The following is a 24,906-nucleotide window of genomic DNA, read 5'->3' as shown; positions in this document are numbered from 1 at the left end:
ATTATGAGTAGAGTTGTTGTCTTAGGAGGAGGTGAAAGCGGTATAGGAGCAGCCATTTTAGCAAAAAAGCTAGAGATGGATGTTTTTGTGAGCGATAAATCGGTGATCAAAAGCCCCAATTTAGAGATCTTACAAGAGGAAGAAATTGCTTTTGAATCTGGACAGCATACTCTGGAATTGATTGTGAATGCAGACATAGTGGTGAAAAGTCCTGGAATTCCAGATCACATTCCTATGATACAGCAACTGGTAGCATTAAAAATTCCGGTCATTTCTGAAATTGAATTTGCATCCAAATATAGCGATGCTATCGTAGTGGGGATTACAGGTTCTAACGGAAAAACAACCACAACAATGTTGACATATCATTTGTTGAAAGAGGAAGGGTATCATGTTGGAATTGGAGGGAATATAGGAGATAGTTTTGCCAAACAAGTAGCGAATGAAACCTACGCAAAATATGTATTGGAACTGAGTAGTTTTCAGTTAGATGGAATAGTGTCTTTTAGGCCTCATATTGCTGTAATTGCAAATATCACTCCAGATCATTTAGATAGATATGATTATGAATTTGACAAGTACATTGCTTCAAAATTTAGAATCACAAAAAATCAAAAAGCATCAGATTATTTAATTTACGATGCAGATGACCCCGTGATTGTAGAGGGGATAAAAAAATACAATCCAAAAGCTCAACTAGTGCCTTTTTCGTTAGTGCAAAAACTAAAATACGGAGCCTATGTTGATGGAAATGATATAGTAATAAAAATAAACAAAGAAAAATTAAGAATGAGTATCTCAAAATTATCATTGCAAGGAAAACACAATACTAAAAATGCAATGGCAGCATCGTTGGCTGCTCAACTCCTAAAAGCGAGGAAAAAGACGATTTTAGAATCCTTAGAAAATTTTGAAGGTGCAGAGCATAGATTGGAATCTGTGATAAAAGTAAATGGTGTAGAATATATCAACGATTCAAAGGCAACAAATGTAAATGCAACATTTTATGCATTAGAATGTATGGATCATCCTACGGTATGGATTGTGGGTGGTGTGGATAAAGGGAATGATTATTCAGAATTGTATCCTTTGGTAAGAGAAAAAGTAAAAGCAATTATTTGTTTGGGCTTAGACAATGCCAAAATTAAAAATGCGTTTGGGAGTATTGTAGACTTTATAGAAGAGGTTGCAACTGCAGATGAAGCAGTGAAAATAGCTTACAAGTTAGCAGACAAAGGAGATACCGTTTTATTGTCTCCAGCTTGTGCTAGTTTTGATTTGTTTGAAAATTACGAAGATAGAGGAAGAAAATTTAAAGAAGCTGTAAGAAGATTATAATATAAGATGTCAAAATTGTTACGCTACATAAAATCATACATAAAAGGAGACCTGTTTATTTGGGCTCTAGTTGCTGTATTGGCATTGTTTTCGTTTATGCCTGTATATAGCGCAAGTACCAATTTGGTGTATGTGGCGGGAAATGGAACTACTGTTGGAATTTTAATAAAACATGCAGTTTTGTTGCTGATGGGGTTTGTGATTATATTTTTAATACACAGAACTCCATATCGATATTTTAGCGCAGTTTCTGTCATGATGATTCCAGTAATCATCGTTTTGTTAATTGTAACCTTGGCCCAAGGAACAACCATTGGAGGAGCAAATGCTGCAAGATGGATTCGTATTCCTATCATAGGAATCGGTTTTCAGACATCTACGTTGGCAGGTTTGGTTATTATGGTGTACACGGCAAGATATTTAGCGCAACGTAAGGATGCTAAAATAGATTTTAAAGAAAGTTTATTTCGACTTTGGGCTCCTATTGCTTTGGTATTGGTGTGTATTTTACCAGCCAATTTTTCTACCACAGCAATTGTTTTTGTAATGGTATTGTTGTTGTGTTTTGTAGGTGGATATCCTGTAAAATATTTATTGGGAATTGTGGGAGCTGGGGTGATGATTTTGATGTTGTTTGTATTGACTGCAAAAGCTTTTCCTGGTTTGATGCCCAATAGGGTAGATACATGGATTAGTAGAGTGGAGTCTTTTTCTAATGATGATTTGAAAGAAGGGTACCAGGTAGAGAATGCAAAAATAGCCATTGCAACAGGTGGGTTGACAGGAAAGGGACCAGGGAAAAGTGTTCAGAAAAACTTTTTGCCACAATCTTCTTCGGATTTTATTTTTGCCATTATTGTAGAAGAGTATGGATTGGTAGGAGCTTGTTTGGTGTTGTTAGCGTATTTGTTGTTAACATACAGATTGTTTGTTGCTGCTAAAAAAGCAGGAACAATTTTTGCCAAATTGTTGGTGGTAGGTGTAGGTTTTCCAATCATGTTTCAGGCGGTTATAAATATGATGGTAGCAACCAATTTGGGTCCTGTAACAGGGCAGACTTTACCGTTAATTAGTAGTGGAGGTACTTCTATATGGATGACTTGTTTGGCTGTGGGGATGGTGTTGAGTGTAACGGCTTCTAATGAGGTGACAGAAGAAGAATTAGTAACCAAGAGTGATGATTCTTTAGAGAATTTATATCCAAACCCAAAAGAAGTATAAAGATGAAAGAAGTGAGGAAAATAATGCTTAGTGGAGGTGGAACAGGAGGTCATATTTATCCTGCCATTGCCATTGCTAACGAACTGAAAAATCGTTATCCTAATGCTGAGTTTTTATTTGTAGGAGCGCAAGATAAAATGGAGATGGAGAAAGTGCCTCAAGCAGGGTACGATATTAAGGGGTTGTGGATTGCAGGATTGCAACGTAATTTGACATTGAAAAACTTACTATTTCCTGTTAAATTGATGCATAGTTTGTGGAAAGCCAAAAAGGTGGTGAAAAAATTTGAACCAGATGTTGTCATCGGAACGGGTGGTTTTGCCAGTGGACCTATTTTGCAAGTTGCGGCTAAAAAAGGGATTCCATCATTGATACAAGAACAGAATTCCTATGCGGGAATTACCAATAAAATTTTATCAAAGAAGGTGGATAAAGTTTGTGTGGCTTATGAAAATATGCAACGTTATTTTCCATCGGATAAAATTGTGTTTACAGGAAACCCGGTAAGACAAGATTTGTTGTCGATTGCATCAAAAAGAGAAGAGGGACAAGAGTTTTTTCGATTAAATGCTGGTAAAAAAACAGTGTTGGTTTTAGGTGGAAGTTTGGGAGCGAGAGCAATCAATCAAATTATTGAGAGCAATTTGCAAGATTTGTTGTCTGAAGAAGTTCAGATTATCTGGCAAACAGGAAAGTTTTATATTGAAGAGTATAAGAAATACAATGATGAGGAGGGAGTGCAAACACATGCGTATTTGTCTCGTATGGATCTGGCTTATGCAGCTGCAGATATTGTGGTGTCAAGAGCAGGGGCTAGTTCAGTATCAGAATTGTGTATCGTTGGAAAACCAGTGATTTTTATTCCATCACCCAATGTGGCGGAAGATCATCAAACAAAAAATGCAAATGCAATTGTAGAACACAGTGCGGCATTGTTGTTAAAAGAAACAGAAAAAGAACAATTCATGTCTAAAATGAGAGTCATTTTACAGAATGAAGTAAAAGCAAGTGAATTGTCTAAAAATATAAAAGCTTTGGCAAAACCCAATGCAACAAAAGAGATTGTAGAACAAATAGAAAAGATAGCTAAGTGGAGTTAAAGAGTATACAAAACATCTATTTTGTAGGGATTGGTGGAATTGGTATGAGTGCCATTGCTAGCTATTTTGTGGCAAATGGTAAACTAGTGGGAGGGTATGATAAAACACCTTCTGTGGTGACTGCTGCATTAGAATCTCAAGGAGTAGAGGTTACTTTTGTGGATGAGCTAACTACAATTTCTGATTCGTTTTTGAAAGTTGAAGATACGTTGGTAATTTATACTCCAGCCATTCCGAAAGAGAGTAAGATTTTAAAATTCTTTTTGACTAATGGTTATAGGGTATTAAAACGTGCGGCTATTTTAGGGGAAATTACTAAGAATACTATTTGTTACGCAGTGGCAGGTACACACGGTAAAACAACTACATCTTCTATTTTGGGACATATTATGCATGTGTGTGGAACGGGAGCTACTTCTTTTTTGGGAGGGATTACGGAAAATTACAATTCTAATCTAATCTTGGGAGAAGATAAAATATCTGTGGTAGAGGCGGATGAATTTGATCGTTCGTTTTTACAATTGTCACCAAATATTGCATGCATCACCAATATGGATGCAGATCATTTGGATATTTATGGAGAAAAAGAAGCTTTGGAGGCATCGTTTAGAGAGTTTGCAGGAAAGGTGTCGGATACGTTGATTGTGAAAAAAGGATTGTCTGTAGAAGGTTTGACTTACGGAGTAGAGGAAGCCGCCGATTATCAGGCATTGAATGTGGCTATTGAAAAAGGATCTTTTGTGTTTGATGTAAAAACACCTCATGGTTTTGTGAAAGATGTGGTGTTTCATTTACCAGGAAGGCACAATGTTTCTAATGCGTTGGTTTCTATTGCGATGGCAGAAAAACATGGACTGAATTTGGAAGATATCAAACAAGCTTTGGTGTCTTACAAAGGAGTGAAAAGAAGATTTTCATTCAAAATAAAACGTGATGATTTTGTATTGATAGACGATTATGCACATCATCCTACGGAAATAGATGCGGTAGAAAATGCAGTGAGAGAAATGTATCCAGGGCAAAAAATATTGACTGTGTTTCAACCTCATTTGTTTAGTAGAACTAGAGATTTTGTGACAGATTTTGCAATGAGCCTGTCTAAGTTTGATGAAGTGATTTTGTTAGATATTTATCCTGCTAGAGAATTGCCAATAGAAGGGGTTACCTCAGAATGGTTGTTGGATAAAATTAAAAACACAAACAAATCTTTACAGTCTAAAGCAAAAGCAATTGAAAGTGTTAAAAACACAGATGCAACTGTAGTGGTGATGTTGGGAGCAGGAGATATTGGTGTGTTAATAGAAGAAGTGACTAAAGAAATAATAGGTTAATGAAGAAATATTTTGTGTACATAAAAACAGTTTTGTTCCTAATTGTGATAGGAATTGTTTTGGGTTTTACAGCTCGAAAAAATTCTCTTCGTAAAGTGGATGGGATTGCTGTTTTTTTTAGCAATGAAGACAATTTATTTTTGACATCTCAGATGGTTGATAACTTGTTAATACAAAATGGAGAAAGCGTTAGAAATCAACAGAAAACCTCTATAAATTTACAAGAACTGGAAAATTTGGTGGAAGCTCATCCAATGGTCTCATCTGCAGAAGTTTCCGTAGGTGTGACTGGAGAATTAGAAGTGGAAATTAAGCAACGAAAGCCCTTGGCAAGAATGTTTAATGCAAGAGAAGTTGTTTATTTAGATACAAAAGGATTGGAAATGCCTTTGTCAAACAATTATTCTGCAAGAGTTCCAATCATCAACAATACAAATGGTTTGATAGAGCCAAAAGAAGTGTTTCCATTAATTCAGAAGATTGATGCGGATGATTTTTTGAAAAAATTAGTGGTGTCAGTCCAAAAAAATAATGAAGGATTTTGGTTGTCCACAAGATTGAATCATCAAAAAGTATTGTTAGGAGATTTGAATGATATCAATAAAAAATTAAAAAAATTAAAAGTGTTTTATACCTATATGGAACAAGATAGTTTGTCTAGCACTTTTAAAAAAATAGATTTGCAGTACAACAACCAAGTTGTTTGCTCAAAATAAGTAAAAGATGGAAAATAACCGTATTGCTATAGGATTAGATATTGGGACAACTAAAATTGTTGCCATGATAGGTCGTGAAAACGAGTATGGTAAAATTGAGGTTTTGGGGATTGGTAAGGCAAAAAGCTTAGGAGTGAAGCGTGGTGTTGTTAATAATATTACGCAAACTATTCAGTCCATTCAGCAAGCTGTAGATGAAGCAGAAAATGTCTCGGGTTTAAAAATTGATAGAGTCACTGTAGGTATTGCAGGTCATCATATTAGAAGTATCCATCATAGTGATTATATAACAAGACAAGATGCTGAGGAGGTAATTGATGATCATGATATTGAGAATTTGATCAATCAAGTACATAAACTGGTAATGTTGCCGGGTGAAGAAATTATTCATGTATTACCACAAGAGTTTAAAGTAGATAGCCAAGCAGATATAACAGAACCTAAGGGAATGTATGGAGGAAGATTAGAAGCTAATTTTCATGTAGTAGTTGGGCAAGTTTCTCAAATTAAAAATATTGGGAGATGTGTAACTAGTGCAGGATTAGAGTTGTCTAACATAACATTAGAACCTTTGGCATCTGCAGAAGCAGTTTTGAGTCACGAGGAAAAAGAAGCCGGTGTAGCATTGATTGACATAGGTGGTGGAACTACAGATTTGGCCATTTTTAAAGATGGAATTATTCGTCATACGGCAGTAATACCATTTGGAGGTAATGTGATTACGGAAGATATTAAAGAAGGTTTTTCAATTATTGAAAAACAGGCAGAATTGTTGAAAATTAAATTTGGTTCCGCTTGGCCAGGGGAGAATAAAGAAAATGAAATTGTTTCAATTCCTGGATTGAGAGGTAGAGAGCCAAAAGAAATCACCTTAAAGAGTTTGTCTCAAGTTATTCATGCTCGTATTACAGAAATTGTAGAACAGGCATATTTAGAAATTAAAAATTACGGACACGATACGCAGAATGGAAAACTGATTGCGGGAATTGTGTTGACAGGTGGTGGTGCGCAAGTAAAGCATTTGAAACAGCTGGTGGAATATATTACTGGAATGGATACACGTATTGGGTATCCAAACGAGCATTTGGCAGGAGGTTCTGATGAGTCGTTGTCAAGCCCTGTTTTTGCTACCGCCGTTGGTTTGTTAATGGAAGGTTTGGCAAAAATGCCACCAGAAAAGAAAGAAGAAAAAATAGAAGAAGTACCTGTTGTGGAGGAACCAGAACCTATTAGTCATCAAGAAATTGAAGAAATAGAGCCAGAAATATCACAAACAGAAAGAAAAGAAGAAACAAGTAAAGGTGAAGGAAAAAAATCATGGCTTGATAAGTTTACATCGGGTTTAAAAGATTTTTTGAATGAAGCAGAATAAGTCCCATAAATCCCAAATACTATGAGTGAAACACCATTTAACAACGTATCGTTTGACATGCCAAAATCTCAATCAAATTCTATCAAAGTGATAGGAGTTGGAGGAGGTGGTAGCAATGCTGTAAACCACATGTATGCACAAGATATTAAAGGAGTAGATTTTGTAATCTGTAATACAGATGCGCAAGCTTTACAAAACAGTCCTGTTCCTAACAAAGTGCAACTAGGTGTTACGTTAACTTCTGGTTTGGGAGCTGGAGCAAATCCTGATGTAGGAGAAAAAGCAGCACAAGAAAGTATTGAAGAAATTCAAAAAATGTTGACTTCCCAAACTAAAATGGTATTTATTACTGCGGGTATGGGTGGTGGTACAGGTACTGGAGCTGCACCAATCATAGCTGGGATTGCAAAAAAAATGGACATTTTAACAGTTGGAATCGTTACCATGCCTTTCCAGTTTGAAGGTAGAATGCGTTTGAAACAAGCTCAGAAGGGGATTGATGAGTTGAGAGAAAATGTAGATTCGTTAATTGTTATCAACAACAATAAGTTAAGAGAGGTTTACGGAAATTTAGGTTTCAAAGCAGGATTCTCTAAAGCGGATGAGGTATTGTCTACAGCTTCTAGAGGAATTGCAGAGGTAATTACGCATCACTACAAACAAAATATAGATTTACACGATGCCAAAGCGGTATTGTCTAATAGCGGTACTGCTATTATGGGATCTGCTAAAGAAGTTGGTGAAAACAGAGCTCAGAATGCGATTATGAAAGCATTGGATTCTCCATTGTTGAATGACAATAAAATTAGAGGAGCTAAAAATGTCTTGTTGTTAATTGTATCAGGAACTGATGAAGTGACTTTGGATGAGATTGGAGAAATCAACGATTTTATTCAAGAAGAAGCAGGTTATGATGCTAACATTATTATGGGAGTTGGTGAGGACGAATCTTTAGAAGATGCTATTGCGGTAACTGTAGTTGCTACAGGTTTTGCAATGGATCAGCAAAGAGAAATTACCAACACAGAAGTAAAAAAAGTATATCATACTTTAAATACAGAACAAACGGCTCATTACAATTTTGAAGACAAAGATACTTTTGTAAGGCCTAAAATGACACGTGTTGTAGAAGAAGAACCTGTTCTAGAAAAAAAAGTAGTACATCAGCTATTAGAAGAAGATTCACAAGGATTCAACCCTGTCGTATTAAATAAAGAAATAGATCATGTATTGATCAAAACAACGAGTGAAATTGAAAATATTCCTGTTGATTTTGAAAAGGTAGAGGAACCTAATTTTGAAACAGAAACTGTAGAAGAAGATGATTTTGTCATCAATGATGTTACTTTGGATTTGTTTTCTTCTATAGAAGATGAAGAAAAAACAGAAGAAGTGCAGCTTAATGTTTTTGATTTGCCAGTACATCAGGTTGTTGAGGTTAAAAAACAACCTGAAACGGTTAGTTTATATGATTTACCAGTAGTAGATCCTGAAGAAATTAAGGCAGATTCTTTAGAAGAGGTATTGAATATAATGGATATTCCTGTTTTTGGAGCTGAAGAAGTTGTTCATGAAAAAGTAGAGCATAAAACTCCAGAGAGAAAAGTTTATGTATTGGAGGATGAAACAATAGAGAAAGTTGCCGAGAAGAAAGAAGCTCAAGAATTGGTGAAAGAGGATGATTTAGGGATAAAAAGGTACACGTTGAATGATTTTGATGTTCAGCCTACAATTAAAAACTCTTCTTCTCCAAGAGTCCATAGGGTTGAAGAAACTAAGGTAAACGAAGCAGAAGAAATTAGGCTTGAAATGAAGAAGGAAACGAGAGTTGCTCCTGTAAACTCTTCAGAAGATACAGAGCAGGTTTCTCCGTTGAATTTGACCATTTCTGAATTGAGAAAAACAACCGATAAGAGAAAAAGTACTTTTAAACAATACAGTCATCGTTTTAAAAATGCAGCCTTTAATGAAGATTTGATAGAAGATATTGAGAAGGAACCTGCGTACAAACGTTTGGGCTTGGATTTGCATTCCAAACAAGATGTAGATAAAATGTCTAGAACTTCTGTAGAAGTAAAAGACAACGAAGTGACTATTAGAAAAAACAATTCTTTTTTACATGACAATGTAGATTAGTGAAAACTAAAATAAGTAGTGAGAACCCAGCCAAAAGGTTGGGTTTTTTATTTGACTTTATTTCATTCTGCCACAATAGTTGTTTTATATTTATCTTTAAAAATATAAATGAGGAATTTGTTTTTAAAAGTATTTCTTGTGTTGACAATACAAGGATTGAATTCACAAAATACAAAGATAACTTCTGTAGTATTTGTTGCTAAAGAGATTGTTGGAGAAAGTCATTATGGGTTTAAATATGATTTTAATATTACTATTGAAGATTCTGAAAATTTTGATATTGAACGTTTTTGTAAAGATAATATTCAATCAATCATAAAAGGAAGAGTTGCAGATGTAGCTGTAATCAATAGTATTTTAAAAGATTTGAATAATGATGAATACTATATAGATAAAAACCCGAAAGGCTTAAGAATGGGTTCATCAACCAAAGATTTTGATGCTGTAGAATTGGAAGTTTTTCTAAAAGAAGAAAAGTTGTTGAAAATGGAACTTCTTTATTATTCTCCGCTGTAATAGTTTGTATGTGATAAGTGTTTTCTATAAAAAAACAACGAGTGAAAAACTAAACCTCTGAGTTGGTTTTTTTTAATACTTTTATAGTTCAATCAACTAAATAGAATAAAAATGAGTTTATCACAAGAGATCATGGCTAAAATGAAAGAAGCTATGAAAGCCAAAGATACAGTTGCATTAGAATCATTAAGAGCGGTTAAGTCTGCCATTTTATTAGCACAGACAGAAAGTGGAGCTAAAGAAGATTTAACAGCGGATACAGAGCTTAAAATTTTACAAAAGTTGGTAAAACAACGTAGAGATTCTGCTGTTTTATACACGGAACAAGGTAGGGCAGATTTGGCAGAACCAGAATTGGCTCAAGCAGAGGTGATTTCTCAATTTTTACCAACTCAAATGACCGAGGATGAATTGAAAGCTGCCTTGACAAAATTAATTTCAGAAACGGGAGCATCTTCTATTAAAGATATGGGGAAGTTGATGGGAGTAGCTTCAAAAGAATTTGCTGGAAAAGCAGATGGAAAAGCAATTTCGGTAGTGATTAAACAGTTATTGTCTTAATGAAATAATTAAGTTCTTTATAAAAAAAACCGCATCGATTGATGCGGTTTTTTATTGTTGAGAGGATGTTGTTTTTTTAATTTGCTGCTTTTAATCTGTCTTTTACAAATTCTATTTCGGTTTTACCGTGAGCTTTAGGTTTGCCGTCTTCTCCTAGGTTTACCATAATAATATTGTCAACACTAATAATGGTTTCTCGGGTCATTTTATTACGTACTTCACAGTTTAAGGTCAAAGAAGAACCTCCAAATTTTGCGACTTCAATTCCAATTTCAATAATATCACCTTGTCTGGCAGAGCTTAAAAAATTAATTTCAGACATGTATTTGGTTACTACTCTGTTGTTTTCTAATTGTATGATAGAGTACAGTGCAGCTTCTTCGTCAATCCAGGCTAATAGTTTACCTCCAAACAAAGTTCCATTGGCATTTAAGTCTTCGGGTTTAACCCATTTTCGTGTATGAAATCTCATAATATTTTAACTGTTTTTTTATTCAAAATTTAGTGCTGTAATTTGGGATGTCGATGAAAAGCACAAAAAATTATACGTTGTAATTTAGTTTCAAGAATTTTTTTGTAGAATTTCTCATCACCAAATCTGTTTGAATAATTTTGGTTTCGTATTCAAGAGTTTCATTTTCGTTTTCAATTCGTTGAATCAATAATTTGGCAGCTTTGGCTCCCATTTTTTCACCGTGTTGACTGATGGTAGTCATTTGTGGACTGGCATGTCTTGCCAAAATTCCATTAGAAAACGCAATTACTGAGAAATTCTCGGGTATTTTGTACCCTAATTTTTGAGCTACTTTCTGAATGGCAATTCCCGTAGCTTCATTGGTGGTTATAACACCATCTATCTTGTGTTTTTCCAAAATAGGTGTCAATATCTTTTCGTATTCTTTGTAGTGAATTCCAGTCATGTCAATCATAATTTCACGATTGATGTCCAAACCAAATTCTTCCAAAGCTTTTATGTATCCTTTTTTCCTTTTTTTTGTACTGGCAAGTTTTGTATGAGTAGAGATAAAAGCAATGTTTTTACATCCTGTATTTTTTAGGTGTTCCACTGCATTATAGGTTGCTTTATGATCTTTAATCACAACTTTGTCACAGTCCAATTCTTTAGGGGCTCTATCATACATTACAATAGGAAATCCTTCTTCTATAATGTTCTGAAAGTGTACATAATCTTTATTGATGCTAGTTTCTAGAGCAGGAGAGATGATGAACCCATCAATGCTACCGTTAGATAACATTTCTAAAATCTCAATCTCTTTGCTTGTTTTTTCGTTAGAAACACAGGTGATTATTTTATAACCTAGCTCGTTAGCTACTTGTTCTATTCCATTAAAAACTTGTGCATAAATATATTTTAGCATGTTCGGTATAAGAACAGCTATGGTTTTAGTTTTTTTATTTTTTAAACTAAGAGCATTAAAATTGGGTTTGTATTTAAATTCTTTTGCATAAGCTTGTATTCTCTTTTTGGTAACATCTGCTATTTCATGGCTGTCATTTAAGGCTTTAGAAACCGTAGAAATAGAAACGTTTAGCTCTTTGGCAATGTCTTTAATGGTTAGTTTTTTCTTCATAAGTTAAAAAAAGGTGCAAAATAATAGTGTAAAATCTTGTTCCAATAACAAATATACTCATAATTAATAAGTTGTAATTTAATATACTACGATTTCTTAAAATTGTAAATTTGTAGCATGCAAGTAGATTATATTATCGTAGGTTTTGGGCTGGCTGGAATGGCCATGGTCAAAGAATTAGAAGACAAAGGTCGTTCTTTTGTGGTTATAAATGACTCGTCACAAGTTTCGTCTCGTGTGGCGGCAGGAGTTTTTAATCCTGTTATTCTGAAACGTTTTACGCCTGTTTGGAATGCAGATGAGCAATTAGAAAATTTATTTCCTTTTTATAAGGATTTATCAGATAAATTAGGAGGGAGTTATTTGACTTTTTTTGAAACATTAAAAGTTTTTAAAACCATAAAAGATCAGAATAATTGGTTTTTGGCTTGTGACAAACCTTTGCTAGAAAAACATTTAGAACCTAAAATTTTAAAAGAAAAAATTAAGGGAATTCAGCATTTTGAAGGCTTTGGAAAAGTAAAAGGAACTGGACGTGTTCTAATTAATAAAGTTTTAGATGACTATACAGCGTATTTAAAAAACAAAGGACTCTTTTTAGAAATTCCTTTTGTACACGAAGATTTAAAAGTTGATATAGAAAGTGTAGTTTATAATGATATTACGGCTAAGAAAATTATTTTTGCAGAAGGATATGGAATTAAAAAAAATCCATATTTCAAAGATTTACCGTTAGGAGGAACCAAAGGAGAAATGTTGTTTATAAAAGCACCAGAACTAAAGCTGACACAACAAATAAAATCAGCATTGTTTGTGTTGCCTGTTGGAGATGATAAGTATTGGGTGGGAGCTACGTTCAATTGGGCAGACAAGACCACAGAGGCAACAGAAAAAGGGAAGAAAGAACTGTTAGAAAAATTAGAAACCATGCTAGAGGTGCCTTATGAAGTAATCAGCCAGTTTGGAGGAATAAGGCCTACCGTAAAAGATAGAAGACCGTTGGTAGGAAAGCATCCTATTCACCAGAATATAATTATTTTTAACGGATTGGGAACAAGAGGAGTTATGATAGCTCCAACCTTAGCAAAAAAATTATATGCTCATTTGGAAAATGAAGAACCATTGCCAATTGAAGTTAACATAGAAAGATTTAATTAAACATTACAACTATGCCATTTATAAGTGAGGATGAGTTTATAGAATTCAATGATAAAATTGAAAGTCTAGAACAAGAATGTTCAAAATTGAAAGAACAAATTTCAAGTCTTGAAGAAGAGCGTTTGACTATGGAAAATCAAGTTTCTACGCTTAAGCATAAGAACTTAGATTTAGAAACCCAGATTTCTGCTTTGGGAAAAGAACTTGTTACTGTAGAAGATAAGCTTACTTCATTACAGTCAGAATGTATAGGTTTGGAAGAACTAAAACAAGATCATGTCGAAAAAATTAAGACTAAAAACAATCAATTAAAAGCAGCTGTAGTTGTAGGAGTTCTTTTAATGTTGATTTGTTTAGGGGGAACCTACGCTTTTTTTAACGGCAAAAAAGATGCAGGAGCAACAAAAGTTGCTGCTACTGCTGTAAAAACGGAAGAAACAGTAAAAACACCAAAACCAATTGTAGAACAAGATAGTAAAGAAATAGCTCAAACAGACGTTGTTACTTATGGAGTTCAAATAGGTGTTTACAAAGACTTAGACATTCATTTTACATCAGAAGTTCAAAAAATTAAAAAAGATGGATTGAACCATTACGTGTTAGGTAATTTTCCAACGTTTGAAGAAGCAAAATACCTAAGAATTGTTTTGTATGATTTGAAATTACGAGATGTAGTAATTGTTAAGTTGATGAATGGTGAAATTATAGAGTAAAACTATTTTTTTCTTAGGCTTTCGTCTTTTTGGTATTTGATGAATAAGTGAATCCATATAACTCTAGAAATACGCAAACTCCAAGGAGCTAATGCGAATAGACCTATGGCAATTACAAACAAACTTTCTCGCATAGTCAGTCCTAAAAACACGACACTAATAATGTACAACGCTACAGCTAAAGCAACGCTCAATCCGTAACCTACATACATAGCTCCATAAAAGAAAGAGGGTTCTCTCATGTATTTTAAGTTGCATTTTGGGCAATGACTTTTGGTTTGTGTCGTTTTTAGAACGTTGAAAGAGAACTTGTTTTCAAAAAACGCTCCTTCATGACATTGTGGACATTTAGAAGTAAAGATGCTGTAGAGTTTGCTTTCTTTTGTAAACATGATAGTTATATTTATGGTACTTTTGCATCACTCTTAATACAGAGATAATACAGTGTAGGTCTCAGATTTGTGTATACAAATATAATTCCTATTTTTTTGATATAAGCAACAATTGTTACATATGGTTAACGTACATAATTTAACGGTCACTTTTAATGGAACTGATCTTTTTTCGGGAATAACTTTCAAATTAGAAAAAGGTGATAGAGTAGGGTTGGTAGGAAAAAATGGAGCGGGTAAGTCTACTTTATTAAAGGTTTTGTCTAAAGATCTTCCGAGCGATGGTGGAACCTTGGCTTTTGATAAAGATATTCAGATGGGGTTTTTACGTCAAGATATTGACTTTGTTCCAGGAAGAACCATTTTAGAAGAGGCTTATCAGGCTTTTGAAGAGATTAAAAAGATAGAAGTAGAAATTGAAAAAATCAATGGAGAGCTTGCAGAAAGAACTGATTATGAGAGTGAGTATTACACTAATTTAATTCACGACTTAGAAGAAAAAACCACACGTTACGAACTGTTAGGAGGTTACAATTATCAAGGAGAAACCGAAAAGATTTTACAAGGGTTGGGTTTTCAGAGAGCAGATTTTAACAAGTTGACAGATACTTTTTCTGGAGGTTGGAGAATGCGTATTGAACTGGCAAAACTCTTATTACAGCAAAATGATATTTTGTTGTTAGATGAACCTACCAACCACTTGGACATTGAATCCATCATCTGGTTAGAGAATTTTTTAAGAAATTATGCAGGGGCAGTAGTATTGGTTTCTCACGATAAAATGTTTTTAGACAATGTGACCAACAGAACTATTGAAATTTCTTTGGGGCAGATTTACGATTACAAAAAGTCGTATTCTCAATTCATGTTGTTAAGAGATGAAATTCGCGAAAAACAAATGCAGGCTCAAAAAAACCAGGAAAAAGAAATCAAAGCCAAAGAGGAGTTGATTGAGCGTTTTCGATACAAAGCAACCAAAGCGTCTTTGGCACAGTCGCTTATCAAGCAGTTAGATAAAGTACAAAGAATTGAGGTAGATGGTGAAGACAATGCGGTGATGAATGTTCGTTTTCCGTTGTCTAAAGAACCAGGTAGAATAGTTGTAGAAGCAGAGGATGTGTCTAAAAGTTATGGAGAGAAACACGTATTGTCTAATGTAGAAATGTTGATAGAGCGTGGTTCTAAAATTGCTTTTGTAGGTCAAAATGGCCAAGGGAAATCTACCTTGGCAAAAATGATGGTGGGTGAAACGGATTATACGGGACACTTAAAGTTGGGGCACAATGTAGAAATTGGATATTTTGCACAGAATCAAGCAGAACATTTGGATGGTGAAATTACTTTATTGGACACCATGGAAAATGCTGCGAATGATGGAAATAGAGCAAAAGTTCGTGATATGTTAGGTTCTTTTTTGTTTAGGGGAGATGATGTAGATAAAAAAGTAAAAGTATTGTCTGGAGGGGAACGAAACCGATTGGCATTGTGTAAAATGTTGTTAGAGCCTTTTAATGTTTTGGTGATGGATGAGCCTACCAACCATTTAGATATTGCTTCTAAAAATGTGTTGAAACAGGCTTTAGAAAAATTTGAAGGAACGTTGATTTTGGTTTCTCATGATCGTGATTTTTTACAAGGATTGACCGAGAAAGTATTTTATTTTAAAGACAAGGTCATCAAAGAGTATTTGGGAGATTTGGATTATTTTTTAGCAGAACACAAGTTGGAAGACATGCGTGAAGCAGAAAAAAGAACAGTTGTGGTTTCGGAAAAATCAACTGAGAAAAAATCTGGAAAACTAAGTAGGGAAGAAGAGAAAGAATTAAAGAAGATGAAAAATAGATTGAGTAAGCTAGAACGCCAAATAGGTGATTTGGAAAACGAAATCAAAAAAATGGACGATCAGTTGGCAGAAGATTATGAAAAACATGCTGCTGATGGAACTTTTTTTGAAACGTATCAATCTAAAAAAAATGAGTTAGATGCTTTTACTGAGGAACTGTTTGAGTTGGATGATGAAATTGCATCAAAAGAAGGATAGATCGTTTGTGTTAGGAATGCTATTCTAAAGGTTTGGTTTTCTACTCTACTTTGATATGGTTTTTTGTTTGGTTATCTAGATTTGCATAAGAATAAGTGATAATAGATGTAGTGATTTTTTAGACAAGATTGTGTGTCAAAAAATAAAAAGGTGGATATAAGATAAATGAGTACTTCCCAAAACATACAAATTCATTTACCTATTTTAAAAGAGCAAGAAGTAGAGCTTTATGTAAAAAGAGAAGATTTGTTGCATCCTTTTATTTCGGGAAACAAATTCAGGAAACTAAAATACAATTTACAAGAAGCTAAAAAACAAAACAAGCAAAGTTTTGTAACGTTTGGTGGAGCTTATTCCAATCACATTTTAGCCACAGCGGCTGCGGGTAAAGAATACGGATTTACGACTGTTGGTGTAATTCGTGGTGAAGAATTGGGAGTGGATTTACACAAAACATTGAGTCAGAACCCTACCTTGAGAAAGGCATATGAATTTGGAATGAATTTTCTGTTTGTTACTAGATCTCAGTATCAACAAAAAAAAGAAAGTTCATTTTTAATGGAGTTGGAAAATCAATTTCCCAATAGTTATTTTTTACCAGAAGGAGGAACCAATCTTTTAGCGATTAAGGGGTGTGAAGAAATACTCACAGATGCAGATGCTGATTTTACACACATTGCTTGTGCTATGGGAACTGGAGGAACGGTAACAGGTGTTATCAATTCTAGTTCAATTGCTCAAAAAGTTATGGTGTTTCCTGCGCTTAAAGGGAATTGGATTGTTGATGAAATCAAATCGCTACAGCCAAATAAAAGCAATTGGAAGGTCATTTCTGACTATCATTTTGGAGGTTATGGAAAAATAACCGAGGAATTAATTACTTTTATAAACGAGTTTAAAAAAGAAACAGCCATTGCTTTAGATCCCATATATACAGGAAAAATGTTGTTTGGAATTTTAAAAGAAATTCAAAAAGGGAAATTTGAACAAGGAGATAAAATTTTAGCAATTCACACAGGCGGTTTGCAAGGAATAGAAGGTGTAAACCTACGATTAAAACAAAAAAACAAACGTATAATTTTATGAGAAAAGTCTTCGTTTTTGGGGTGATTTTATTGCTAGCGTCCTGTGGTTCTAGTAAAAAAGTAGTATCAAGTAAAAGGTCTACAACCACAAATAAAGGAACAGAAGTAAAGGTGGTTCCCACAAAAGAAGTGGAGAAAGAGGTAGAAAAAGTCATCAATCAAACCAAAAAAAAATCTAAAACGTATTTAAGTGAAACCACGTTGGCTTACGTAGAGAAATTTGCTCCCATGGCAATGGAAGAGATGCATAAATATAAGATTCCCGCAAGTATTACCTTAGCACAAGGGATTTTAGAATCAGGTAGTGGAACAAGTAACTTGGCTAGAAAATCTAACAATCATTTTGGAATCAAATGTCATGTTGGTTGGGAGGGAGAACGTGTGACTCATGATGATGATAAAAAAGGGGAATGTTTTAGAAAATACGAATATGCATCTACATCTTATAAAGATCATTCTCTTTTTTTGACAACAAGGTCTAGGTATGCGGATTTATTTACATTGAGAAAAGGAGATTACAAAGGTTGGGCAAAAGGATTGAAAAAAGCGGGTTATGCAACGGATCCAAAATACCCAAACAAGTTGATTAGTTATATAGAGAGGTATAATTTGGATGAGTACGATGAAATGGTGTTAAAGGGAAAAGTAGACTTGGTTACTATTATTGATGATAGAAAAGAAGAAAGTCCTGTAAAAGTAGTTGTTGTTCATGAAGAAGAAAATGGTTTTGGATATGACACGCATACGGTAGAAGATGAGGATACGCTGTATTCTATTTCTAGAAAATATGGAGTTTCAGTTGAAGAACTGAAAGAGTTAAATCACTTGTCTGACAATACCATTCATAAAGGAGATGTGTTAAGGTTAAAAACAAATTCAGAATTGAAAAATCATCACATTGTACAGCAAAAAGAAACGTTGTATTCTATTTCTAAAAAATATGGATTGACAGTTGATGCATTGAAAAAAATGAATGACTTAAGGTCTAATGATATTTCCATAGGGCAAGAACTAAGAATAAAGTAATTCTTGATTTTTAAAACAGGTATAAAAAAACGCTTCAAATTAAATTTGAAGCGTTTTTAATTTATGAGAATATCAGAGTTTGACTTACATCATTCCTGGCATTCCTCCTGGGTGGTGTTGTCCACCTCCAGTTTCAGGTTCTTTAATATCTGTTAAAGTACAAGCTGTGGTTAAAATCATTCCGGCAACAGAAGCAGCATTTTCTAAAGCTACACGTGTTACTTTTGTAGGATCGATAATTCCAGCTTTGAACATTTGAACATATTCATCCGTTTTAGCGTTGTATCCATAGTCTCCATTTCCTTCAATTACTTTAGAAACAACTACAGACCCTTCTCCACCTGCATTGCTTACAATTTGTCTTAAAGGCTCTTCAATAGCCCTGTTGATAATTGCAATACCTGTTTTTTCGTCAGCATTTTCAGTTGTTAAAGAAGCTAAAGCAATTTTAGCTCTTACCAAAGCAACACCTCCACCAGAAACAATACCTTCTTCCACGGCAGCTCTTGTAGCGTGTAAAGCATCGTCTACACGGTCTTTTTTCTCTTTCATTTCTACTTCAGAAGCAGCACCAACATACAATACAGCAACACCACCAGCTAATTTAGCCAAACGTTCTTGTAACTTTTCTTTGTCGTATTCAGAAGTAGTTGTTTCTATTTGAGCTTTGATTTGATTTACTCTAGCAGCGATTGCATCAGTAGCTCCAGCACCATTTACAATAGTAGTATTGTCTTTATCAATGGTAATAGTTTCTGCAGTACCTAAAGCCTCTAATGTAGTGTTTTCAAGAGTCATACCCATTTCTTCAGAAATAACAGTACCACCAGTTAAGATAGCAATATCTTCTAACATGGCTTTACGTCTGTCTCCAAAACCTGGTGCTTTTACAGCAGCAATTTTTAAAGCACCACGCAATTTATTCATAACCAAAGTAGCCAATGCTTCACCATCAACATCCTCAGCAATAATCAATAAAGGTTTACCGCTTTGAGAAATTGGTTCTAAAATAGGTAGTAATTCTTTAAGGTTAGATATTTTCTTATCGTATAACAAAATATAAGGATTCTCTAACTCAGCTAACATTTTTTCAGAATTGGTAACAAAGTAAGGAGATAAATATCCTCTGTCGAATTGCATACCTTCTACAATGTCAACATATGTTTCAGTCCCTTTAGCTTCTTCTACGGTAATAACACCTTCTCTACCAACTTTTCCAAAAGCCTGCGCAATTAAATCTCCAATTGTATTGTCATTGTTTGCAGAAATAGCAGCTACTTGTTGAATTTTATCAGAATCAGAACCTACAGCTACAGATTGTTCAGCCAAACCAGCCACAATAGAAGCTACGGCCTTATCGATTCCTTTTTTCAAATCTAAAGGATTGGCTCCTGCAGCAACATTTTTCAATCCTTCTTGAACAATTGCTTGTGCCAATACAGTTGCGGTAGTTGTACCGTCTCCTGCCAAGTCATTGGTTTTAGAAGCTACTTCTTTTACCATTTGAGCTCCCATGTTTTCTAAAGGATCAGATAATTCAATCTCTTTAGCTACTGTTACACCATCTTTAGTGATGTGTGGTCCTCCAAAAGCTTTTCCAATTACTACGTTACGACCTTTAGGTCCTAAAGTTACTTTTACTGCATTTGCCAATGCATCAACTCCACGTTTTAAACCGTCACGTGCTTCAATATCAAAAATGATTTCTTTTGCCATTTTAGTTCAGTTTTTTAAATTAGATAATCGCGAATATGTCGCTTTCTCTCATGATTAAATAATCGTTTCCTTCGTAAGCCAATTCAGTACCTGCATACTTTCCGTACAATACAGTATCTCCTACTTTTACAGTGATAGGATTGTCTTTGGTTCCATTACCTACAGCTACTATAGTACCTGTTAATGGTTTTTCTTTTGCAGAGTCTGGAATAATTAATCCAGAAGCAGTTTTTGTTTCTGCTGGAGCTGGCTCTACCAAAACTCGATCAGCTAATGGTTTAATGTTAATGCTCATAATAATATATTATTTAAATGTGTTTATAATTTACATTCATGCATATTCGAAAAGTATGCCAATCTGAGAATGTCATTTGTTTTAAAAAAAAATGTCATCATGAGTGACATGATGACATTTTTATAATTTAAATATGTTTTGTTTAAACTATTCTTCTTTTTTGTTTTCTTCTTGAGGAGTATTGTTAATAATATCTTCAATTTGTGCAGCATCTTCTTCAGATGGAGCTACTTCATTTCTTTGTTGAATAGTCTCTTGTAATTCAGATTGACTAGATTGATCTCTAGGAATTGCAAGACTAGATAATAAAATCAAGGCTAATAAAGTAATTGCTAACGTCCAGGTAGCTTTGTCTAAAAAGTTGTTAGTGCTTTGTACTCCTCCAATAGTAGAACCACTTCCACCTGTTAGAGATGAAGACAATCCTCCTCCTTTAGGGTTTTGTACTAGTACAATTAATATAAGTAGCACAGCCACTACCATAATTAGAATTAACAATAAGTTGTATGTCATGATTTATGAGTTTGTAATATTTCTATTCTTTCTATTTGGTTTGCAAAGAAACTACTTTTTTCTGGATATTTCAAACTTAAAATTTTATAGGCTTGAATGGCATCATTGTATTTCTTTTGTGCGATATAAACTTTGGCCAAAGTTTCTGTCATTAACTGGTTTGTGTTGATATCATCACTTTTTTTAAGAGACAAATTTTTCTTAGGAGTTTCTGTTTTTTTAACAGGTGAAATCTTAGGATTGTTTAAAATAAATTGGTCAATAATGTCTAGTTTGGGCTCTAAAGGTTTTGCTTTTGGTGTATTTCTAGCAATTGGTTTTTGATGATTCAATTGCAACCATTGTTGAAAACTGTGTTTTTCTGATGAAGTAAATTCAAACGGAGTTTCTGTGTTAAGAGTTGTTGTAGAGCTATGATCAACAACTTCTTTTTTTAGGTTAAAAATTGTATTCTTTACCGTTTTTGCAACACTTGGGTTTGATGGTTGTTCTTTTTCTTCTTCTAAAAGATTGATAAAATCAAACAAAACATCTCTACTTATAGTATGTGCAGCTACATTCTTTAAAGTGTGGTTGTATTTAAAATGCTCTGAAGAATGGTATTTTTTTAGTAAGATAGTTTTTGCAAGAGAGAAATAAGGATAGGCATCAGCAATCTGTTCCAATTGACTGATGCCTATGTCTTTGGTGTTTTTTGTTTTAACGGCTTGTGTAAAAGTATTGTGCATATTTTTTTACCAGTTGGCTACCGAAGCGTTAAATATGTTTTGGTTCACTCTTTCAAAAATCTCTTCAAAAGCAGTGTCTAATCCAGTTCCTTGTAAAATTACATCAGCATCGTAATCGTAAAAGTGACTAAATCTTTTTTCAAAGTTTTTGGTTTCATCAGCTTTGTTGTAGAAGCGGACATTGAATTCTATGGTCAACCTATTTTGGGAAGCTCCTTGATCTGCATTGGCAGACATTGGAGTAATGGTGTAGCGAGTAATTTCTCCTTCAAATTGCAAATCTCCACCAGTTTTTACTAAATTTAGATTGGTTTGTGTGATGAAAAAGTCTTGTAAATTGATGGTGAATTCTTGACTTAATGTTGGTTCAATCAATTGGGCATTGTTGTTGAAAAAATCAATTTGAATGGTTTTAGCATCTCCTGTATCACCTCCTGTAAAGCTATAAATACCACAACTAATAGTTATAGAAAGAATTAAAATAGCAGCAATTCTAGATAAAATTTTGTGTAACATATACTAAATGTGTTTGATGGCAAATATAAATTATAAGTTGTATTGTTTTATTTTTCTATACAAAGTTCGTTCCGAGATTCCCAATTCTTTAGCGGCTAGTTTTCGCTTGTTGTTATTGCGTTCCAATGATTTTTTAATCATTTCAATTTCTTTGTCTTGTAAAGATAGATTTTCATCTTCCTCAATGGTTTCAATAAAAGAATATTCATCGTCTAAATCTTCTTCAATCTCAGGTTTACTTTGATAAGAAATCAAACTAGAATTTGGTTTTGTAACAGGTGCTGGAGCAATTGCTTTGGGCTGAGAAGAAGTATTTAAAAAACTTTCAGAATCTCTATCCTTATTACCATGCATTAAATTAAGAGTAACCTTTTTCAGTTCGTTTAATTCAGTTCTTAATTCATAAATCATTTTTAACAACCCAGATTTTTCTTCGGTACTAAAAGATTTAGATTCTTCTACAACCATAGGAAGAGAAGAGCTGCTTAGATTTGGTAAGTAATTTTTTAAGACTGTTGCGGTAATGTTTCTATTTTCTTCAATGATAGAAACTTGTTCGGCTATATTTCTCAATTGTCGAATGTTCCCAGGAAAATGGTATCTCAATAACAAATCGATAGCTTCTTCGTTTAGCCTTACGGTAGGCATTTTGTATTTCTGGGCAAAATCCGAAGCAAATTTTCTGAACAACAAATGAATGTCCTCGTTTCTGTTTCTTAGTGGAGGCAATTCTATTTCTATGGTACTAAGTCGGTAATAAAGATCTTCTCTAAACCGTCCTTTTTTAATAGCCTCTATCATTTTTACATTGGTAGCAGCTACAATTCTTACATTTGTTTTTTGAACATCCGAAGAACCTACTTTGATGAATTCCCCATTTTCTAAAACACGCAACAAACGTACTTGTGTGGTTAGTGGCAATTCACCAACTTCATCTAAAAAAATAGTTCCTCCATCGGCTACTTCAAAATATCCTTTACGCGAGTTGTTGGCACCTGTAAAAGCTCCTTTTTCGTGTCCAAACAATTCACTATCAATAGTTCCTTCTGGTATAGCACCACAGTTTACCGCAATGTAATTGTTGTGCTTTCTGTGAGATAGGGAATGAATAATTTTAGGAATACTTTCTTTACCCACACCACTTTCACCAATCACCAAAACGGAAATGTCGGTAGGAGCTACACGTGTAGCTTTTTCGATAGATCTATTGAGTTGAGGATCGTTACCTATAATTCCAAAACGCTGTTTGATTACTTGAACAGATTCCATAATTGTTTTTTTGATGATAATTTAAGAATGACTTACATAGTCTCCTAGCAATGTTGCAGAAGTACAATCAGTAATTTTAATTTTCACAAAGTCTCCTGGTTTTTGATTTTCTCCTTTTGGAAAAACAATCGCATAGTTTTGAGAGTTCCTAGCCATCCAATGCTGATCGGATTTTTTAGAATTGCTTTCAATCAAAGCAACTACAGTTTTACCAAGATAAGCTTGGGTGTTGGCAAGACTCATTTTTCTTTGCAAATCAATCACTTCTTGCAAACGTCTTTTTTTAGTTTCTGCTGGTACATCATCTGGAAATTTTTTCTCAGCCAAAGTTCCAGGTCTTTCAGAGTAAGAAAACATAAATCCATAGTCATAATTTACATATTCCATTAAAGATAGAGTGTCTTTGTGTTCTTCTTCTGTTTCACCACAAAAACCAATAATCATATCTTGAGAAATAGCACAATCTGGCAATAAAGTTTTGATTTTGTCTATCAACTCCATGTACTCTTCACGCGTGTGTTGGCGGTTCATGCGTTCTAACACAGTAGTGCTTCCAGATTGTACAGGCAAATGTAAATACCTACAGATGTTTGGATATTTTACCATGGCATGCAATACTTCAATATCCATGTCTTGTGGGTTGTTGGTGAAAAAACGCACCCACATTTCAGGAAAATTACTAGCCACCATTTTTAATAAATCTGCAAATCCAACGGCAGTAGCTTGAGCAATGTCACTAGCTTTGTCAAAATCTTTTTTAAGTCCACCACCATACCAAAGGTAACTATCAACATTTTGCCCTAATAAAGTAATTTCTTTATATCCTTTAGTTTGTAAATCTTTAATTTCAGAAATAATACTTTGTGGGTCTCTAGATCTTTCTCGTCCTCGCGTAAAAGGCACAACACAAAAAGTACACATATTATCACAACCACGAGTAATGGTGACAAAGGCGGAAACTCCATTAGAATTTAATCGAACTGGAGATACATCGGCATACGTTTCTTCTTTAGACAAAAGAACGTTTACAGCATTTCTACCTTCGTTAACTTCTTCTAATAAGTTGGGCAAATCTCTATAAGCATCGGGTCCAACCACCAAATCCACAATTTTTTCTTCTTCTAAAAACTTAGATTTCAAACGTTCTGCCATACATCCTAAAACCCCAACTTTCATACTAGGATTTATTTTTTTGATGGCATTGTATTTTTGAAGACGTTTTCTAATAGTTTGTTCTGCTTTTTCGCGAATAGAACAAGTGTTAACCATTACCAAATCAGCTTCTTCTAAATTTAATGTTGTGTTGTAACCACTTTCAGACAAGATAGAAGCAACAATCTCGCTATCATTCATGTTCATTTGGCAACCATAACTTTCTATATAAAGCTTTTTAGTGTTACCTTCTTTATAATCAGTAGAAAGGGGATGTCCTTGTTTGTTTGCATCAATAATCTTTTCTTCTGTTGTAACTCTGCTCATTTTTTGTGATTTTCTAGGGATGCAAATTTACAATAAATATTGTATTTTATGACAAGATGTCAGAATATATGTGGTTAAGAAAATCTTAAATA

General features: G+C 34.1%; 24 protein-coding genes. 14 read left to right on the top strand and 10 right to left on the bottom strand.

Features of this window, described 5'->3' with window-relative positions; genetic code table 11:
• The first annotated feature begins 3 nt into the window (after nt 1-3).
• From murD to Q4548_RS07420, 9 genes are all read left to right on the top strand, one after another.
• Nucleotides 4-1,338 carry a UDP-N-acetylmuramoyl-L-alanine--D-glutamate ligase gene (gene murD / locus Q4548_RS07460; RefSeq protein WP_303453217.1) on the top strand — a complete coding sequence of 445 codons (1,335 nt, stop codon included), beginning with the start codon at nt 4-6 and terminating at the stop codon, nt 1,336-1,338.
• Between the two features lie 6 nt (nt 1,339-1,344).
• Nucleotides 1,345-2,559 (top strand): FtsW/RodA/SpoVE family cell cycle protein, encoded by a 1,215-nt coding sequence (locus Q4548_RS07455; protein ID WP_303453214.1) that lies wholly within the window; start codon nt 1,345-1,347, stop codon nt 2,557-2,559.
• Between the two features lie 2 nt (nt 2,560-2,561).
• Nucleotides 2,562-3,659, top strand: a complete 1,098-nt coding sequence (gene murG, locus Q4548_RS07450; protein WP_303453213.1) for an undecaprenyldiphospho-muramoylpentapeptide beta-N-acetylglucosaminyltransferase — start codon at nt 2,562-2,564, stop codon at nt 3,657-3,659.
• Nucleotides 3,650-4,990, top strand: a complete 1,341-nt coding sequence (murC, locus tag Q4548_RS07445; protein WP_303453212.1) for a UDP-N-acetylmuramate--L-alanine ligase — start codon at nt 3,650-3,652, stop codon at nt 4,988-4,990. Before murG ends, murC begins: the two co-directional genes overlap by 10 nt.
• Nucleotides 4,990-5,706 carry a cell division protein FtsQ/DivIB gene (locus tag Q4548_RS07440; protein ID WP_303453209.1) on the top strand — a complete coding sequence of 239 codons (717 nt, stop codon included), beginning with the start codon at nt 4,990-4,992 and terminating at the stop codon, nt 5,704-5,706. The genes murC and Q4548_RS07440 overlap by 1 nt, the downstream gene beginning before the upstream one ends.
• 7 nt (nt 5,707-5,713) lie before the next feature.
• Nucleotides 5,714-7,078: a cell division protein FtsA gene (ftsA, locus tag Q4548_RS07435; RefSeq protein WP_303453207.1), complete on the top strand. Its 1,365-nt coding sequence runs from the start codon at nt 5,714-5,716 to the stop codon at nt 7,076-7,078.
• Nucleotides 7,079-7,099: 21 nt separating this feature from the next.
• Nucleotides 7,100-9,214: a cell division protein FtsZ gene (gene ftsZ, locus Q4548_RS07430; protein WP_303453205.1), complete on the top strand. Its 2,115-nt coding sequence runs from the start codon at nt 7,100-7,102 to the stop codon at nt 9,212-9,214.
• Nucleotides 9,215-9,352: 138 nt separating this feature from the next.
• A complete protein-coding gene (locus tag Q4548_RS07425; RefSeq protein ID WP_303453203.1) occupies nt 9,353-9,730 on the top strand; it encodes a hypothetical protein in 378 nt (125 codons plus the stop codon).
• Between the two features lie 111 nt (nt 9,731-9,841).
• Nucleotides 9,842-10,291, top strand: a complete 450-nt coding sequence (locus Q4548_RS07420) for a GatB/YqeY domain-containing protein (protein ID WP_303453201.1) — start codon at nt 9,842-9,844, stop codon at nt 10,289-10,291.
• A 76-nt stretch (nt 10,292-10,367) separates the two neighbouring features.
• Here Q4548_RS07420 and Q4548_RS07415 read toward each other — a convergent pair whose 3' ends face one another.
• Both Q4548_RS07415 and Q4548_RS07410 read right to left on the bottom strand, forming a co-directional pair.
• Complete coding sequence (locus Q4548_RS07415) at nt 10,368-10,763, bottom strand: acyl-CoA thioesterase (RefSeq protein ID WP_303453199.1); 396 nt, start codon at nt 10,761-10,763, stop codon at nt 10,368-10,370.
• A gap of 70 nt (nt 10,764-10,833) precedes the next feature.
• Entirely contained in the window at nt 10,834-11,883 is a 1,050-nt protein-coding gene (locus Q4548_RS07410; protein WP_303453197.1) for a LacI family DNA-binding transcriptional regulator, read from the bottom strand.
• A gap of 117 nt (nt 11,884-12,000) precedes the next feature.
• On the opposite strand from Q4548_RS07410, the gene Q4548_RS07405 reads away from it, so the two are divergent.
• Both Q4548_RS07405 and Q4548_RS07400 read left to right on the top strand, forming a co-directional pair.
• A complete protein-coding gene (locus tag Q4548_RS07405) occupies nt 12,001-13,041 on the top strand; it encodes an FAD-binding oxidoreductase (protein ID WP_303453194.1) in 1,041 nt (346 codons plus the stop codon).
• A gap of 11 nt (nt 13,042-13,052) precedes the next feature.
• A complete protein-coding gene (locus tag Q4548_RS07400; protein ID WP_303453192.1) occupies nt 13,053-13,754 on the top strand; it encodes a hypothetical protein in 702 nt (233 codons plus the stop codon).
• A 2-nt stretch (nt 13,755-13,756) separates the two neighbouring features.
• On the opposite strand, the gene Q4548_RS07395 is transcribed toward Q4548_RS07400, so the two are convergent.
• Nucleotides 13,757-14,146, bottom strand: coding sequence for a DUF983 domain-containing protein (locus tag Q4548_RS07395; RefSeq protein ID WP_303453190.1), 390 nt, complete (start codon nt 14,144-14,146; stop codon nt 13,757-13,759).
• Nucleotides 14,147-14,267: 121 nt separating this feature from the next.
• Between Q4548_RS07395 and Q4548_RS07390 the strand changes: the two genes are divergently transcribed.
• The 3 genes from Q4548_RS07390 to Q4548_RS07380 all read left to right on the top strand — a co-directional run bounded on the left by Q4548_RS07390 (nt 14,268) and on the right by Q4548_RS07380 (nt 18,298).
• Nucleotides 14,268-16,187, top strand: a complete 1,920-nt coding sequence (locus Q4548_RS07390) for an ABC-F family ATP-binding cassette domain-containing protein (RefSeq protein ID WP_303453188.1) — start codon at nt 14,268-14,270, stop codon at nt 16,185-16,187.
• Between the two features lie 165 nt (nt 16,188-16,352).
• Nucleotides 16,353-17,273 (top strand): 1-aminocyclopropane-1-carboxylate deaminase/D-cysteine desulfhydrase, encoded by a 921-nt coding sequence (locus Q4548_RS07385; RefSeq protein WP_303453186.1) that lies wholly within the window; start codon nt 16,353-16,355, stop codon nt 17,271-17,273.
• Nucleotides 17,270-18,298, top strand: coding sequence for a glucosaminidase domain-containing protein (locus tag Q4548_RS07380; protein WP_336622734.1), 1,029 nt, complete (start codon nt 17,270-17,272; stop codon nt 18,296-18,298). The genes Q4548_RS07385 and Q4548_RS07380 overlap by 4 nt, the downstream gene beginning before the upstream one ends.
• 84 nt (nt 18,299-18,382) lie before the next feature.
• On the opposite strand, the gene groL is transcribed toward Q4548_RS07380, so the two are convergent.
• The 7 genes from groL to miaB all read right to left on the bottom strand — a co-directional run bounded on the left by groL (nt 18,383) and on the right by miaB (nt 24,814).
• Nucleotides 18,383-20,014 (bottom strand): chaperonin GroEL, encoded by a 1,632-nt coding sequence (gene groL / locus Q4548_RS07370; RefSeq protein ID WP_303453184.1) that lies wholly within the window; start codon nt 20,012-20,014, stop codon nt 18,383-18,385.
• A 19-nt stretch (nt 20,015-20,033) separates the two neighbouring features.
• A complete protein-coding gene (locus Q4548_RS07365; protein WP_303453182.1) occupies nt 20,034-20,309 on the bottom strand; it encodes a co-chaperone GroES in 276 nt (91 codons plus the stop codon).
• 147 nt (nt 20,310-20,456) lie between these two features.
• Complete coding sequence (gene secG, locus Q4548_RS07360; RefSeq protein WP_303453180.1) at nt 20,457-20,822, bottom strand: preprotein translocase subunit SecG; 366 nt, start codon at nt 20,820-20,822, stop codon at nt 20,457-20,459.
• Complete coding sequence (locus Q4548_RS07355; RefSeq protein WP_303453177.1) at nt 20,819-21,550, bottom strand: hypothetical protein; 732 nt, start codon at nt 21,548-21,550, stop codon at nt 20,819-20,821. The genes secG and Q4548_RS07355 overlap by 4 nt, the downstream gene beginning before the upstream one ends.
• A 6-nt stretch (nt 21,551-21,556) precedes the next feature.
• The gene (locus Q4548_RS07350) at nt 21,557-22,066 is read right to left on the bottom strand and encodes an LptE family protein (protein ID WP_303453174.1); all 510 of its coding nucleotides are present in this window, start codon (nt 22,064-22,066) and stop codon (nt 21,557-21,559) included.
• Between the two features lie 30 nt (nt 22,067-22,096).
• Entirely contained in the window at nt 22,097-23,335 is a 1,239-nt protein-coding gene (locus Q4548_RS07345) for a sigma-54-dependent Fis family transcriptional regulator (protein ID WP_303453173.1), read from the bottom strand.
• Nucleotides 23,336-23,356: 21 nt separating this feature from the next.
• Nucleotides 23,357-24,814 (bottom strand): tRNA (N6-isopentenyl adenosine(37)-C2)-methylthiotransferase MiaB, encoded by a 1,458-nt coding sequence (gene miaB / locus Q4548_RS07340; protein WP_303453170.1) that lies wholly within the window; start codon nt 24,812-24,814, stop codon nt 23,357-23,359.
• Nucleotides 24,815-24,906 lie beyond the last annotated feature (92 nt).

Origin of the sequence: Wenyingzhuangia sp. 2_MG-2023, assembly GCF_030548295.1 — a bacterium.
Lineage (GTDB): Bacteria > Bacteroidota > Bacteroidia > Flavobacteriales > Flavobacteriaceae > Wenyingzhuangia.
This window is presented reverse-complemented; position numbering and strand designations above follow the sequence as displayed.

Bases quoted from the DNA above. Each gene is read 5' to 3' on its own strand.
- murG (WP_303453213.1), top strand. From the start codon at position 2,562: ATGAAAGAAGTGAGGAAAATAATGCTTAGTGGAGGTGGAACAGGAGGT.
- Q4548_RS07345 (WP_303453173.1), bottom strand. From the start codon at position 23,335: ATGGAATCTGTTCAAGTAATCAAACAGCGTTTTGGAATTATAGGTAAC.
- murD (WP_303453217.1), top strand. From the start codon at position 4: ATGAGTAGAGTTGTTGTCTTAGGAGGAGGTGAAAGCGGTATAGGAGCA.
- ftsA (WP_303453207.1), top strand. From the start codon at position 5,714: ATGGAAAATAACCGTATTGCTATAGGATTAGATATTGGGACAACTAAA.
- Q4548_RS07385 (WP_303453186.1), top strand. From the start codon at position 16,353: ATGAGTACTTCCCAAAACATACAAATTCATTTACCTATTTTAAAAGAG.
- miaB (WP_303453170.1), bottom strand. From the start codon at position 24,814: ATGAGCAGAGTTACAACAGAAGAAAAGATTATTGATGCAAACAAACAA.
- groL (WP_303453184.1), bottom strand. From the start codon at position 20,014: ATGGCAAAAGAAATCATTTTTGATATTGAAGCACGTGACGGTTTAAAA.
- Q4548_RS07420 (WP_303453201.1), top strand. From the start codon at position 9,842: ATGAGTTTATCACAAGAGATCATGGCTAAAATGAAAGAAGCTATGAAA.
- Q4548_RS07405 (WP_303453194.1), top strand. From the start codon at position 12,001: ATGCAAGTAGATTATATTATCGTAGGTTTTGGGCTGGCTGGAATGGCC.
- Q4548_RS07355 (WP_303453177.1), bottom strand. From the start codon at position 21,550: ATGCACAATACTTTTACACAAGCCGTTAAAACAAAAAACACCAAAGAC.
- ftsZ (WP_303453205.1), top strand. From the start codon at position 7,100: ATGAGTGAAACACCATTTAACAACGTATCGTTTGACATGCCAAAATCT.
- Q4548_RS07380 (WP_336622734.1), top strand. From the start codon at position 17,270: ATGAGAAAAGTCTTCGTTTTTGGGGTGATTTTATTGCTAGCGTCCTGT.
- Q4548_RS07455 (WP_303453214.1), top strand. From the start codon at position 1,345: ATGTCAAAATTGTTACGCTACATAAAATCATACATAAAAGGAGACCTG.
- Q4548_RS07440 (WP_303453209.1), top strand. From the start codon at position 4,990: ATGAAGAAATATTTTGTGTACATAAAAACAGTTTTGTTCCTAATTGTG.
- Q4548_RS07350 (WP_303453174.1), bottom strand. From the start codon at position 22,066: ATGTTACACAAAATTTTATCTAGAATTGCTGCTATTTTAATTCTTTCT.
- Q4548_RS07390 (WP_303453188.1), top strand. From the start codon at position 14,268: ATGGTTAACGTACATAATTTAACGGTCACTTTTAATGGAACTGATCTT.
- secG (WP_303453180.1), bottom strand. From the start codon at position 20,822: ATGACATACAACTTATTGTTAATTCTAATTATGGTAGTGGCTGTGCTA.
- Q4548_RS07395 (WP_303453190.1), bottom strand. From the start codon at position 14,146: ATGTTTACAAAAGAAAGCAAACTCTACAGCATCTTTACTTCTAAATGT.
- Q4548_RS07410 (WP_303453197.1), bottom strand. From the start codon at position 11,883: ATGAAGAAAAAACTAACCATTAAAGACATTGCCAAAGAGCTAAACGTT.
- Q4548_RS07365 (WP_303453182.1), bottom strand. From the start codon at position 20,309: ATGAGCATTAACATTAAACCATTAGCTGATCGAGTTTTGGTAGAGCCA.
- Q4548_RS07400 (WP_303453192.1), top strand. From the start codon at position 13,053: ATGCCATTTATAAGTGAGGATGAGTTTATAGAATTCAATGATAAAATT.
- Q4548_RS07415 (WP_303453199.1), bottom strand. From the start codon at position 10,763: ATGAGATTTCATACACGAAAATGGGTTAAACCCGAAGACTTAAATGCC.